The 13,155-nt window shown below is 39.0% G+C and carries 13 protein-coding genes and 1 pseudogene; 1 reads left to right on the top strand and 13 read right to left on the bottom strand.

The window, feature by feature from the left end; translation table 11 throughout:
- The first annotated feature begins 121 nt into the window (after nt 1–121).
- The gene (locus CDG56_RS11875) at nt 122–970 is read left to right on the top strand and encodes a DUF4062 domain-containing protein (protein ID WP_087547973.1); all 849 of its coding nucleotides are present in this window, start codon (nt 122–124) and stop codon (nt 968–970) included.
- Between the two features lie 241 nt (nt 971–1,211).
- Here CDG56_RS11875 and CDG56_RS11870 read toward each other — a convergent pair whose 3' ends face one another.
- The 13 genes and pseudogenes from CDG56_RS11870 to CDG56_RS11805 form a co-directional block, all read right to left on the bottom strand.
- Complete coding sequence (locus CDG56_RS11870) at nt 1,212–2,015, bottom strand: enoyl-ACP reductase (protein WP_018677656.1); 804 nt, start codon at nt 2,013–2,015, stop codon at nt 1,212–1,214.
- Nucleotides 2,016–2,156: 141 nt separating this feature from the next.
- The gene (locus CDG56_RS11865) at nt 2,157–2,891 is read right to left on the bottom strand and encodes a Bax inhibitor-1/YccA family membrane protein (RefSeq protein WP_004659062.1); all 735 of its coding nucleotides are present in this window, start codon (nt 2,889–2,891) and stop codon (nt 2,157–2,159) included.
- Nucleotides 2,892–3,254: 363 nt separating this feature from the next.
- The gene (locus CDG56_RS11860) at nt 3,255–3,533 is read right to left on the bottom strand and encodes a hypothetical protein (RefSeq protein WP_005162636.1); all 279 of its coding nucleotides are present in this window, start codon (nt 3,531–3,533) and stop codon (nt 3,255–3,257) included.
- Between the two features lie 112 nt (nt 3,534–3,645).
- A complete protein-coding gene (locus tag CDG56_RS11855; protein ID WP_004659066.1) occupies nt 3,646–4,149 on the bottom strand; it encodes a DUF6586 family protein in 504 nt (167 codons plus the stop codon).
- A gap of 72 nt (nt 4,150–4,221) precedes the next feature.
- Nucleotides 4,222–4,503: pseudogene (locus CDG56_RS17165) on the bottom strand (ASCH domain-containing protein).
- 6 nt (nt 4,504–4,509) lie between these two features.
- Nucleotides 4,510–4,755 carry an RNA recognition motif domain-containing protein gene (locus tag CDG56_RS11845; RefSeq protein WP_087547998.1) on the bottom strand — a complete coding sequence of 82 codons (246 nt, stop codon included), beginning with the start codon at nt 4,753–4,755 and terminating at the stop codon, nt 4,510–4,512.
- A gap of 56 nt (nt 4,756–4,811) precedes the next feature.
- The gene (locus CDG56_RS11840) at nt 4,812–6,791 is read right to left on the bottom strand and encodes an ATP-dependent helicase (RefSeq protein WP_087547972.1); all 1,980 of its coding nucleotides are present in this window, start codon (nt 6,789–6,791) and stop codon (nt 4,812–4,814) included.
- A gap of 118 nt (nt 6,792–6,909) precedes the next feature.
- Nucleotides 6,910–7,482 carry an HdeD family acid-resistance protein gene (locus CDG56_RS11835; protein ID WP_087536340.1) on the bottom strand — a complete coding sequence of 191 codons (573 nt, stop codon included), beginning with the start codon at nt 7,480–7,482 and terminating at the stop codon, nt 6,910–6,912.
- Between the two features lie 177 nt (nt 7,483–7,659).
- Complete coding sequence (locus CDG56_RS11825; protein WP_087536339.1) at nt 7,660–8,418, bottom strand: hypothetical protein; 759 nt, start codon at nt 8,416–8,418, stop codon at nt 7,660–7,662.
- 88 nt (nt 8,419–8,506) lie between these two features.
- Nucleotides 8,507–11,146 (bottom strand): type I DNA topoisomerase, encoded by a 2,640-nt coding sequence (topA, locus tag CDG56_RS11820; protein ID WP_087547971.1) that lies wholly within the window; start codon nt 11,144–11,146, stop codon nt 8,507–8,509.
- A gap of 33 nt (nt 11,147–11,179) precedes the next feature.
- Nucleotides 11,180–11,629 (bottom strand): hypothetical protein, encoded by a 450-nt coding sequence (locus CDG56_RS11815; protein WP_087547970.1) that lies wholly within the window; start codon nt 11,627–11,629, stop codon nt 11,180–11,182.
- Nucleotides 11,630–11,694: 65 nt separating this feature from the next.
- The gene (locus CDG56_RS17085; RefSeq protein ID WP_171295156.1) at nt 11,695–12,675 is read right to left on the bottom strand and encodes a PIN domain-containing protein; all 981 of its coding nucleotides are present in this window, start codon (nt 12,673–12,675) and stop codon (nt 11,695–11,697) included.
- Between the two features lie 61 nt (nt 12,676–12,736).
- Nucleotides 12,737–12,982 (bottom strand): SlyX family protein, encoded by a 246-nt coding sequence (locus tag CDG56_RS11805; protein WP_087547969.1) that lies wholly within the window; start codon nt 12,980–12,982, stop codon nt 12,737–12,739.
- Between the last annotated feature and the right edge of the window lie 173 nt (nt 12,983–13,155).

Genomic DNA, 13,155 nt, shown 5'->3' with positions numbered 1-13,155 from the left:
GAGCTGAGAACTTTTTATTTTACCCATCAAATTTATGCATTGACGTAAATTTTGCTGTTTTATATGCTGATAAAATAAGATAAAAATCCAATTATTTATATTTATAAAGAGAGTTAAAACCATGAGTTACGAAGCTAAAGTATTCAACGTAATGATAGCTTCTCCAGGAGATGTTGCATCTGAAAGAACAATCATTCGTGACGTGATATACGAATGGAATGCTGTTCACTCAAAATTACGAAATATTGTTTTATTGCCTGTTGGATGGGAATCTCATTCATCTCCTGAGATGGGAGCATCTCCTCAAGAAATCATAAATAACCAAGTTTTAGATAAATGTGACTTTCTTGTTGGTGTTTTCTGGACTCGTATTGGAACACCTACCACAGATTATGCTAGCGGCACAGTTGAGGAAATCGAGAAACATATTGCCACTGATAAACCAGCAATGCTTTATTTTTCCAGTCAGCCTGTTGTAATGGACACTGTTGACTCAGATCAATATGCTGAATTAAGTAAGTTTAAAAAATATTGTCAATCTCGTGGATTGTATGAAAGTTATGATAGCCAATCTGACTTCAAAGACAAATTCTATCGCCATCTTCAACTTAAAGTTAATGAACATTCTTTATTTCAAGATGAAGTAAGCGGCTCATTACCACATCAAATTGAAGTAGTGAAATCCAAAACTCCACTTCCTAGTTTATCAAATGAAGCTCGTATTTTACTTAAAGAAGCCAGTCTTGATCGTAATGGTTCTATTATGTCTTTAAGCTATATAGGTGGTGACAATATTCAAACTAATGGTAAAAGTTTGATTTCATCACAACATCCGAGAGAGGTTGCTCGTTGGAAATCAGCTATTCAAGAACTAGTAGATGAACATTTAATTGAAGATCGTGGTTATAAAGGTGAAGTATTTAGAATCACTAATCTTGGTTATCAAATCGCAGATATGATCGAATTGTAAATATAATCAACGTTAGCTGACTTGTAGCATCAAATGTCAGAGTAATCCATAAATGTCTGGAGCAATTGCTTCAAATTAAATTAAAACAGTATTTTTACTCCGACTAAAATTGTTAGATATAATCTCAAAATAATGCTGTAGAAACGCCTCTCAGGATGGAACTACTACTCTAAAACCTAGTTATGCTCTAAAAAATAAAGCCGCTATAAAGCGGCTTTATCAAATGATTTGAATAAATGAATTATTCATCATCCATCATTGATTGGCTCATACCAACAGTATTAAAGCCACCATCAACATACATGATTTCACCAGTAATACCTGAAGCCCATGGTGAGCAAAGGAACAATGCTGCGTTGCCCACTTCTTCAATCGTTACATTACGTTGTAATGGAGCGATTTTTTCATTGGCATCTAACATTTTACGGAATGATTTGATACCAGACGCAGCCAAAGTACGGATTGGGCCCGCAGAGATCGCATTTACACGAATTCCCTCTTTACCCAAGCTTAATGCTAAATAACGCACACCCGCTTCTAACGATGCTTTTGCCATCCCCATCACGTTATAGTTTGGCATCACACGCTCAGAACCCTGATAAGTCAAGGTTAATAAACAACCTTTACGTGCTTGTAATAAAGGTTTAGCCGCACGAGCCATCGCGACAAAACTATACGCACTAATGTCATGTGCAATTTTAAAACCGTCACGGTCAGTCACGTCGGTAAAGTCACCATCTAGCGTATGTGCAGGTGCAAAACCAATCGAATGCACAACACCATCTAAACCATCCCAGTGTTTTGCCAACTCAACAAAAGTATTGTCAATTTCTGCATCAATCGCTACATCACAAGGGAAAACGAGAGTTGAACCAAACTGTGCTGCAAAGTCATCAACACGCTTTTTTAGCTTTTCATTTGGATAAGTAAATGCTAACTCTGCGCCTTCACGGTGTAATGCTGCCGCAATACCGAAAGCAATTGATAATTTACTTGCAATACCAGCGATTAAAAAACGCTTACCAGCTAAAAGTCCTTGTGACATCTTATTCTCACTCGAAAAATTTTCACCACATTATGCCAACATTCCTGATTTTTCGGAATTGCATAATCCACCTTTTTTACAATCTTGCATAAAAAAATCGCCTTCATATGAAGACGATTTATGTTTTATATCAATTCAAATTTAATCATCACCTTGAATTAGGCTTAACAAACGCATAAATGAATAGTACATCCACACTAAAGTCGCAAGTAAAGCAATCGCACATACCCATTCAAATGCTTTAGGAGCGCGTTGTGCTGCTGCATTTTCAATAAGATCAAAATCCAAAATTAAGTTCAGTGAAGCAATTACAGCAACAAATGCAGCAAAACCAATACCTAACCAATTGCTTTCAAAAATATAAGGAATACTTGAACCAAAGATCAAACGTAAAACGATCTGCACAACAAAAACTAAAGCAATCGCAATAGAAGCTGAAATTACAATTGCCTTAAATTTTTCAGTCGCACGAATAATTTGGAATTTATATAACGCAAATAAAACCAAGGTTGTAACAAAGGTCGCAAGCAAAGCTTGTAAAGGAACACCTGGAAACTTCAGTTGAAAAATAAAAGAAATACCGCCTAAAAATGCACCTTCAAATAACGCATAAGGAATTGCTAAAGCTGGTGCAGTATTTGATTTGAAAGTGGTAATCAAAGCTAAAATTAAGCTCCCAATAATTCCAACAATTGTTGCAGCATAGGCAATTGAAAGATTAGCTGTGATTGCACAATAGAAAAATAGTGCCATTCCCAATACAGCTGCAATCACTGTCAATAATACTGACTTCTGAATAGCACCTTGAATGGTCATTGGCTCAGTTATATCAGTATAGGTTTCCACCCGAGTTAAAATTGGATTATTACTTTGCATGTAAACTCTCTTTTTATAGTAAGCAAATAAAAATTGAGTTTATGATATTTTTTATTCAATCCCAATATTTTTTACATTTAATAAAGCTTTAATTTTTTTGCAATTTATTGATAGCTAATCCATTAAAAATATATGAAACAAAGTATTTGATTGCAAAATTAAAGCACATTTTATGGCTATAACTTTCATTCCGTAGCGAGAACCATAAGCTTATATTTACAGTCTAGATCTCTTTATACCAACTGAATCAATTGTAATAAAATCTGTATTCATCTAAGTAACATAAGCAATAAAAAAAGGAGTCGCATTTTAGGACTCCTTTTTAAATCATTTTTTAGATTAGAGTGAAATATTACAGTTCTTTTAGCTAAAGTGCTGTGGTTGCTCATCAATAACTTCTGCTTGTAACTGATTCATCTGTTTTTCCAACAAACCAAATAAAGCGGCTTGGATCATATGCTGTGCAACGGTTGGTGTCTGATCACCCAAAATCTTTTTAACATCTTCACTAAATTGAATTTTAACCAAAGGCTCTGCTTCCGAACCAGCATTACGCAAGGCAAGCTCTCCACCTTCAAGTTGAACTAACTCGAGAACGGCTTCTTGGCTACCAAATAACTCTTTTAACTGTTGCATTGACATACAATTACTCCATGTTTCTACATGGTGGCAAAGCGCCACTGCACTTTGCAATCTCACGTCTTATTTATATAAGTGCTATTCACTCATATTTCAAGTCTATGTTGTACTCGAATTAAAACTCAACCATTTCATTGCGAAAACCATCAATCAAATGGCTTAACTCTCTATGCCATTCTCGTAATATTTTTGCATCGGGTAACCATGCTTGAGGACTTTGAGTCACCTTAATAATCAAATTCGATGAGGTCTCATTTTCAGGCTCTGGTGCTGTTGGCTCGGGTGCGTACTGACATAAACGATACGCACGTTTGAGTTCTGCAATAAAACCATCTTTAGCAAGTTGCTGTAATACTGAAACTTCTGGTGAGACTTGTCCTTTAACTGCCATCTGTTCTTCAATCGACTTAAACGTCGGTTGCAAATCATTTAAACGATAATAGCGCACCAATTCTTGTAAAAACGCTAAAATTGCCCCGTGTAAATGAAATACTGCTGCCTCACGATATGCCTGCGCTTGTTGAATATGTTCAGTTTGCTCAGCTTGTTGACATGCAAGTCGGGCAAAATACAATTTTTGATTGGTACGATCAGCATGGTAGCGAGCAACACGAGACATAATAAATCCCTTTTTCAGTTCATTTAAATCAAGACTGATTGTAAAGCGAATTGATGCTGAAACAAATAGCACTCACAACATCAATTCAATACGATAAAGTTTTCGCTTGGCAATGACTTGAATCGGTGGATCAATCGGACGAATATTGCGATTGCCCCAAGCCAAATATCCTTCAGCCCAATACGTTGCACAAGCTGCATCATTCAAAAGAAAGTGTTGATTCTCTACAATCATCAAATCTTTCAGTGGCAACATTCGAGGTTGCTATGAGCGAAGCTCAAGCGTTTTAATTTTCTTGGCTATTCGTTCAGCATTTGGTGCAACCATTGATAAAGCAGTATATTGCTTTAACATTGATAATTAAGCTTTATCATCCGCAGCTTTGACACGAATGCCTTGGCTTTTTACTTTCAAGGTGTTTAAACCTTTAATTGCTTTAATCGCTTCACGTGGATCTGGCATTTCAACAAAACCGAAACCTTTCGATTTACCCGTTGCTTCGTCTTTGACCACGACACAAGACTCAACTTTTCCATATGCTTTAAATAAGTCGAGAATCTCCGCATCAGTCACATTACGGTCTAAATTACGAACTAAAATTTTCATGCTAAAACCTAAAAGATGATTCATTGTAGAATCAAAAGAATTTGAATCTGCCTAGTTTAATCGAAATCAATCCCAAAACCTAAATTGATTGCAGCCGTACGAGAATGATTGCTTTGGCCGTAGGCACGTGGAATATCCCGATGAATCTGAACATCGACTAAATGTTGAGGTAAATCATTGAGGAAGTAACTTTCTATTTTTCTTCCTAACTCATCATATTGATCTTGTGACCATAAATTTAAATTCTGTTTGGTTAAAATCAACTCATTTTCTGCACGCGTCAATGCGACATACAAAACACGTCTCTCCTCTTCGACATCGTTAAAATCACCCTGCGCCCGTGCATGTGGATATTGATTGGGAGATACATGTGGAACATAACAGACTTTTTGTTCAGCACCCTTAGCTGAATGGATGGTAATCAACGTTACTAAATCCTGGTCAGGTGTTTTATCAATTTCTGAAACAGAAATTGGATCAAGTACATATTCCTCTAAGAACTCCCCAAGAGCACTGTGTTTACGTGCCAATTGCTTGACCAAATCAAAGTCTTTAACACGGCGTGACCAATCTTTCGTTTTATAATTATTTTCCAGCTGTTCATTTAGCGCATCCAGTGCAAGGCCTATACAAGCTTCAACATGCTGCTGCAATACATCGAGCTGCATCAAAATTAAAATCGCCTGTTGCGGTACTTTGCCATGTCGCTCTAAACGTTGGCAACGGGCTTCGATATCAGGTAATTGAATCAGCTCTTGTGCCAACTTACTGGCACCCACATCGCCCACGCCATCCCAAAGCGTCAGGAAACGCATCCAGGCCAAATCATCTTGTGGGTTAACGCTGACCCGAAGTAAGCTCAATACATCTTTAACATGTGCAGACTCAAGCAGTTTTACCCCACCAATAAAACGATAAGGGATATTGGCTGCAATTAAAGCACCTTCCAAATAACGCCCACTAAAACCTGAGCGCAGCAACACCATATGTTCTGTCCAAGCAGCACCTTGCATATGACGACGATTCAAATCTTGAATAATCCAATTGGCTTCTTCAAACTCATTACTCAAGATATGCAGTTGTGGCTTTAAACCTTTACCTCGATAGGCCTGTAGATGCTTGTCATATTCAATTTGGCTCTGCTCCAGCAGCCAATTGGATAAATCTAAAATGCCTTGGGTCGAACGATAATTCATCTCCAAAGTCAACACTTCGGCATCGGGTACACGTTCTTTAAAATGATGAATATTTTCAAAATCTGCACCACGAAAGCCATAAATGGATTGTGCATCATCCCCGACACAAAACAGTTTCACCTTGCCAACTAAAGGCTGAAGCAAAGCCCATTGCAGTGGATTAGTATCCTGCATTTCATCGACCAATAAGGCGGAACAAAAACCAGTGACCCATTGCACTAGCTCTGGTGAACTTTGCAGATGTACGGCAACAATAGATAGGATGTCATCATAATCCAGAAAGTTACGCTCCTGCTTACGCTGCTCGTAGGCTTTCATTAAATCTGCAATTTTGGCTTTATACTCAAGCGCTTGGGGTAGCTGCTCAACTAAAGCATCCGATAGTTTGGTTTTGGTATTACGAGCATAGGAATAGAGATCACACAATTCGGCCGCTTTCGGCAATACATTGCCCTTGTCTTTACCCCGTAACAGACGGAACATCAGCAATTGATCATCCCGATCAATAATACTGAACTGGGTTAGACCAAACGCACGTGGATTACGACGTAGTAAATACATACAAAAAGTATGAAAGGTTGATGCGCGTAAACCTTTGGCCTGTGCGCCCATATGCTGCTCAACCCGTGTCACAATTTCACTTGCTGAACGTCGGGTAAAAGTTAGAATCTGAATTTGTTGTGCTGGCAAACCTTGATCAATTAAGTATGCTGCTCTTGCCACAATGGTTTTGGTTTTACCACAACCTGCTCCAGCCAAGACCAGACAATTTTGTGCTGTCGTTGTAGCTGCTTGTTTTTGTTGTGGATTCAGTTCATCAATTAGCTTGGCAAGCGTCATACAATCGGTCAATTAAAAGCGAAATGCTATTTTAGCAGACTCAAGCCATTGAAATGTTTCTCACTACAAAAACAAAAAGAGCATGTGTATTACATGCTCTTAGTTTTAACTTGATCGTTTAAATTGTAGTTGAGCTATGTGGTAACTGCTTAATTGCACCAGCAAAAGTCAGGTAATTAATGCCTTGGAATAGAATATCAATCGCAAGGAACATCCCCAATACCCAGAACGGTGAATCAGGTGATGACAAAATCAGAATCCCAGTTAATAGGGTTAATATGCCTGAAAACAGCACCCATCCCCAGCCTGAAATTGGTCTAAGGATAAAGGCGTTCACGGTACGGATAATCCCTGCAATAATTAAGGCAATCGCCAAGAAACTGGTGAGTACCACCGCAGTAATCACGGGTGTAGTAAACGCAAAGTAACCTGCTGCCAGATACAGCACACCAAACAAGGCCCACAACCAACGTGTCCCCCCTTTAAACACCATAAATGCGGCAACAAAATGCAAGATACCACCCAACATCATCAACACACCGAACAGCAATACCGCAGATAGTGTTGCAAAGGGTAAAGCCGCTAAAAGAACAAGGCCAAAAATAACCAATAATACGCCCAATAACAGATACCATTTACGATCAGCATGTAGCTGATTGCGAATTAGATCGTTACCCACTGTTTTCATCATGATTTACTCTTTTATCATCAATATTATATCTCTATATTGATCGCGTTTTTCACCGAATTCTGTATAAGGCATGTTGAGAATTAATGACGGAATGTCAGAAAATGGATGTTTACTTTGATCTTTTTAAGTTGTGTCATTGTTTTTAAAGATATGGATAAGTCGAAACTTATCCACAATTTACTTGATCCAGCCAATTTCCTGCGCGGTCAGCACACTAATCACGGTTTGTTCCAAGTCATTTGGCATTTTACTTTTATGCTCTGAAAGTGGGATACGCCCTCCCATGATTTCCGCCTCAGTTTGTGGATACAAAGGTTGCTTATCCGCCTGTGCATAACCAATCGGGAAAATAGGTTCACCATTGTTCAAATTATATTTATCGGTCGCGCCAAAACCGTGCAATAACTCATGCACTAACACTACATTATTTTGCTGTGTCTGTTTAGCTGAGGCAAACAGATTGACTGAACCAATTCGTCCACGTTCCAGCGCAGTTGAGTGCTTGAGTTCCCGATTTTGCTTCGGATCATAGAAATTCAGATATAGAGTTAAACTTGGTGAACCATCAATCGATTGATGCTGCTTCCATGCATAAAAGCGAAACTTTAGGCTCCATAGAATATTATCCAGAATACTTGGCTGCTCAGACATCTTCGGTGGTGCTTGTTGCAATTCCCTTCCGATTTGAACCATAAAGTAGCTGCTTTGCCCTCGATATTGCTGGCTATTTTTTTCTAGATACTGCTTCACCTCAGCAAAATCATCTTGCTGCAATGTTTGAATATACTGCTGTGTTGTAGGCAACCCATCGGCATTAATCGGATGCAACAATACATTAATCGGCTGATTCCAATCCTGATTTTGATCACGATAAGCATTGATCGCAACAATCAATAATACTAGTAGTAAACAAGCGACTCGAATATTTTTCCACATGCATTTCACCCTAATCAAAATTAATTTTTCTTTTTATTTGTTCAATAAAAAATGCCAGCAATCGCCAGCATTTTTTAAACTTTAATGTTTAAGCTTCTACCCATTTCCCATCTTGGAACACCAGACTCCACTTGGTCTGCTTGCCCTCAGTAGTTTCAGAACCCACATATTGTGCCTGATTCTTACGGCTGAATTTCACCACCGTTGGATTGCCTTCAGGATCAACATCTGGTGCTTCTAACAAGAACTGATACTTCGGATCAAGTTGATCTGCAACACTACGTAGCTCGGCCACTTTCGGTGCACGCGTTTCACGAATTTTCGGAAATTTGCTGGCTGCTAAGAACAGACCTGCCGCACCATCACGTAACACGAAGAAATCATCATGCTTGGCTGAACGTAAGTGTTCCATTTTGATTGGATCAACACGCGGTGGCGCAGGCTGACCACTCTTTAATACCTTACGAGTATTGTCACAGCTTGAGCAGGCAAAGTAAGGACCAAAACGACCTGTCTTTAACTGCATTTCACCATCACATTTATCACATGGAATGGTTGGACCGTCATAGCCCTTGATTTTGAATTCGCCTTCCTCGACTTCGTAACCATCACAATCTGGGTTATTACCACAGACATGCAATTTACGACCACCATCGACTACATAACTGTCCATTGCTGTACCGCATTTAGGACAACGGTGTTTCGACATCAAATCAGCAGTTTCAGCACCATCATCATCCGACAATGCCGCCAAAGACTCGACTGGTGTTAAGTTGAGTGTGCCTTTACAACGCTCTTTCGGTGGCAGGTTATAACCTGAACATCCTAAGAATACACCTGTTGTTCCAGTACGAACTTGCATTGGACGCGAACATTCAGGACAAGATACATCCGCCACTTCGACTGGCTGATTACGGCGCATGCCGCTTTCACCCTGCGCATTGGTTAAACGTTTCTTAAAATCACCGTAGAAGGTATCTAGTAACTCTTTCCAATTACGCTCACCCATTGCGACACGGTCTAATTGACCTTCTAAATCTGCGGTAAAGGCGTAATTCATCAAGTTATTAAAACTTTCATCCAAACGGTCTGTAACGATCTCCCCCATTTTCTCTGCAAAGAGACGACGGTTTTCCAGTTTTACATAACCACGTTCTTGAATCGTTGAAATAATTGCAGCATAAGTCGATGGACGACCAATCCCTTTTTTCTCTAATTCTTTCACCAAAGATGCTTCAGTAAAGCGTGCAGGTGGCTTGGTAAAATGCTGGCTCGGATCAAGTTTTTCTAACGTAAGGACTTCACCCACTTTTACCGCAGGCAATAAAATATCATCATCAGATTTATTGGCACCACGAACACGGGTAAAACCATCAAATACCAGTGTACGGCCTTTTGCCTTTAACTCAACATTTGATGCTTCAACAGTCAAGGTTGAAGATAAATATTCTGCTGGTGTCATTTGACAGGCAACAAATTGACGCCAAATCAAATCATATAAACGCTGTGCATCACGCTCTACGCCCGCCAGTTTATCGCCAGTCAAACCAACATCTGATGGACGAATCGCTTCATGCGCTTCTTGCGCGCCTGCTTTATTGCCATAACGATTTGGCTTGGCAGGAACGTATTTTTCACCAAAATTTTGCTGAATATGATTACGCACCATATTCACCGCGTCATCGCTCAAGAAAGTTGAGTCGGTACGCATATAGGTAATAAAACCACCTTCATACAAACGCTGTGCCAGCATCATGGTTTTCTTCACAGAGAAACCTAAACGCGTACTCGCCGCTTGTTGTAAGGTTGAAGTAATATACGGTGCACTCGGATTAACTTTGGTTGGTTTGTCTTCACGCAACGCAACTTTATATTCAGCATCTTTCAAAACACTTAATAGTGCATCTGTTTCAGCTTTATTTTTAAGCTTAAGTGTTTTACCTGCTTGCTTAACCGCTTCTAAGCGAATGTCTTCTTTCTTGGAAATGGTATCTGCAAAAACTTGCCAGTATTCTTCTGGAATAAATGCACGGATTTCACGTTCACGTTCAACTACTAGTTTTACAGCAACTGACTGCACACGTCCTGCCGATAAACCACGGGCAATCTTTTCCCAGAGCAATGGCGAGACCATAAAGCCCACCACACGGTCGAGGAAACGACGTGCTTGCTGAGCATTCACACGGTTTAAATCAAGTCGTGTTGGCTGTTTAAATGCTTCTTGAATGGCATTCTTGGTAATTTCGTTAAAGACCACACGATGGTAGCGACTATCATCCCCACCAATCACTTCTCTTAAATGCCAAGCAATCGCTTCACCTTCTCTATCCAAGTCCGTTGCGAGATAGATAGCATCTGCATCTTTGGCGAGTTTTTTTAGTTCGGCAACCACATTTTCTTTGCCTGGCAGCACTTCGTAATGTGCAATCCAGTCATGCTCGGGATCGACACCCATACGATTAATCAGTGCGGACTGGGCTTTTTCGGCTTTCTGTTCATCGGTCAGTTTGGTACGAGTTGCGGGCTTCTTTTCAGTGGATTTCGCCCCGCCTCCTGTCGGTAAATCACGCACATGACCCACCGATGACTTCACCACATATTGTGAACCCAAATATTTATTAATTGTTTTCGCTTTTGCAGGCGACTCCACAATCACTAAGGCACGTTTCTTTGCAGCAGGTGTAGGAGCTGCTGTGCTTTCTGAAGCAGAGCGTGGAGTATTCGCCATAATAAATCGTTTTTCCTATAATTAATCAAATAATTAGCGCTGAGCTAATTCATGTAAATATGCTTTCATTGCTTCAAGCTGAGTGGCTCTTAAATCAGTTTCTTCATCCCAATATAGCCCGACACAGTTTGCCTGCATATCAATAGCATAAACTCCTGTTAATGCAATGGGTAAATCATTAAATTTCTGATCACCCTGCACAACCTGAAGCTTGCCATCAACCACGCGCGCGCGCATGAGTGCCAAACGTGCATCTGGAATCAATACACTATAATAAGCTACCATGCTGGCACGCTTTTCCGATGCCATTGGAATCTTTGTCCACTCAGGCGCAACGATGAGTCGTGGGTGTAATCCCATTTTGCGAGCTTGGTCGCGCATTAAACCGAGTGCTTTTTCTCTTGGACTCACACGTAAACCAAAAATAGAGCCAAGTACAAACAGTACAATCGCAACCGTGATCCAAATTCCAATATTACTCATAAAGCCGCCCAAAACTTCCTTTTATTAGCGTTACATAAGTTGAATCAAAAAGGCAAGTTCCAAATTTAAGGCATCAACAATCTTGGACTATATTCAATCTCTCTCTGATTCACTTTTAACCATTGGTTATGTTCTAAACGATTCAATAAGTCTTCAGCATTTTGTTCAGGAAAATTTTGTTTTAAGAGCAAAGTAAAGCCTGCCACATATTTAGGACGTAAGTGTGCAGCAACATTTAATCTTCTCGCTAAAGTTAAACGAATATTTTCCAAATCAAATGAAGCATGGTCTTTCTGAATGATTGGCAATAACATTTGGTTTTGCCCAACTTGCTCTTTTTTCTTTTCATTCTCAATCATTTCTGGCAGAACCAAGTTCGCCCATACCATTAGATTTTTTTCAAAATAAATGACTTTTAAATCATCCTTTTGAATAATTTTATAATTCATCAATAAACTAAAGATTAAATTTTCATCAATCTGTTCTCCTTGTACTTTTGTTCGAATTGTATTTTTTAAACTCTCAATTTTTGTTGGTTTATTGGTTGGAATTTTTGCTAAATATTCACAGAATTTTTTAAAAACAACCAAATGTGGACGTTGAGAAAATTGTTCGACATCAGGAATGACTGTTGTAGGTTCTTCAAGTGAAACTGGTTTTAATATTTCTCTTGACTGTTCAATCACTGTTTTTAATTGTGTTGCCTGAAAACCCATAACTTTCAGTAAATCAACAACATATTCTAAAGCCCCATCATTAGACATAACATCAAAACAAGTATTTTTCTTATCCATTTGAATTGAAAGTTGCCCTGCTAAAAATGCTAATCCAAAATCGGCAGCATCTTTACCAACTTTAGGCATTTTAATAATAACTAATTTCTTTTCTACAACAAAAGGGGAAAACTTAATCAGTGCATCTAAACTTAAAGTCACAGGTGATTTTGCGTAAACTAAATATACACAAGCATAAGTTTTCAATAAGTGTAATAGCTCTTTTTCAGTTTTATGAATATTCTCAATATCCAAAAGCAAAATTTTTTTCACTTGTATCCTTAAAATATAAATTCCCCCAATTTCATCACTCTAGCCTGTCATGTCTATCTTTTCAATAATGCGGTGGTTTGTTACTCATTGGATCAAACGGTGCAATTCCTTCTGACAAATCTGATGCTTCAACACGTTGGTACAACAACTGCATCTGTTTTTTTAAATCAGCGATTTCCATCGTCTGAATGGTGAGCTGTTGATTTAATTGTTCAACTAAATCGTCTAAAAATGCAATTCGGACTTGCAAATCTTCAATGGGTGCGGACAATGATGCGTGATCATCAAATTTTTGTGGTTTAGTCATTTCAGACCTCATCTGAACTCTTAGGAAACATTATGGCCTACATTACTTTAAGGGATGTCCATCTCGCATTTGGCGGACCTGCCCTAAGAGGTGGTCCCACTTGTTTGAACAACTAAAAGCGTATTTATAAGTGATATTCCGCTCTAGTTAAGCCACCTTGTTTTGTTGGGGTA

This window comes from Acinetobacter sp. WCHA39 (assembly GCF_002165385.1).
GTDB lineage: Bacteria > Pseudomonadota > Gammaproteobacteria > Pseudomonadales > Moraxellaceae > Acinetobacter.
This window is presented reverse-complemented; position numbering and strand designations above follow the sequence as displayed.

What these genes read in the sequence shown, in the direction of transcription:
- CDG56_RS11875 (WP_087547973.1), top strand. Translation starts at nt 122, where the DNA reads ATGAGTTACGAAGCTAAAGTATTCAACGTAATGATAGCTTCTCCAGGA.
- topA (WP_087547971.1), bottom strand. Translation starts at nt 11,146, where the DNA reads ATGGCGAATACTCCACGCTCTGCTTCAGAAAGCACAGCAGCTCCTACA.
- CDG56_RS11865 (WP_004659062.1), bottom strand. Translation starts at nt 2,891, where the DNA reads ATGCAAAGTAATAATCCAATTTTAACTCGGGTGGAAACCTATACTGAT.
- CDG56_RS11845 (WP_087547998.1), bottom strand. Translation starts at nt 4,755, where the DNA reads ATGAAAATTTTAGTTCGTAATTTAGACCGTAATGTGACTGATGCGGAG.
- CDG56_RS11805 (WP_087547969.1), bottom strand. Translation starts at nt 12,982, where the DNA reads ATGACTAAACCACAAAAATTTGATGATCACGCATCATTGTCCGCACCC.
- CDG56_RS11825 (WP_087536339.1), bottom strand. Translation starts at nt 8,418, where the DNA reads ATGTGGAAAAATATTCGAGTCGCTTGTTTACTACTAGTATTATTGATT.
- CDG56_RS11840 (WP_087547972.1), bottom strand. Translation starts at nt 6,791, where the DNA reads ATGACGCTTGCCAAGCTAATTGATGAACTGAATCCACAACAAAAACAA.
- CDG56_RS11860 (WP_005162636.1), bottom strand. Translation starts at nt 3,533, where the DNA reads ATGTCAATGCAACAGTTAAAAGAGTTATTTGGTAGCCAAGAAGCCGTT.
- CDG56_RS11835 (WP_087536340.1), bottom strand. Translation starts at nt 7,482, where the DNA reads ATGATGAAAACAGTGGGTAACGATCTAATTCGCAATCAGCTACATGCT.
- CDG56_RS11855 (WP_004659066.1), bottom strand. Translation starts at nt 4,149, where the DNA reads ATGTCTCGTGTTGCTCGCTACCATGCTGATCGTACCAATCAAAAATTG.
- CDG56_RS11870 (WP_018677656.1), bottom strand. Translation starts at nt 2,015, where the DNA reads ATGTCACAAGGACTTTTAGCTGGTAAGCGTTTTTTAATCGCTGGTATT.
- CDG56_RS11815 (WP_087547970.1), bottom strand. Translation starts at nt 11,629, where the DNA reads ATGAGTAATATTGGAATTTGGATCACGGTTGCGATTGTACTGTTTGTA.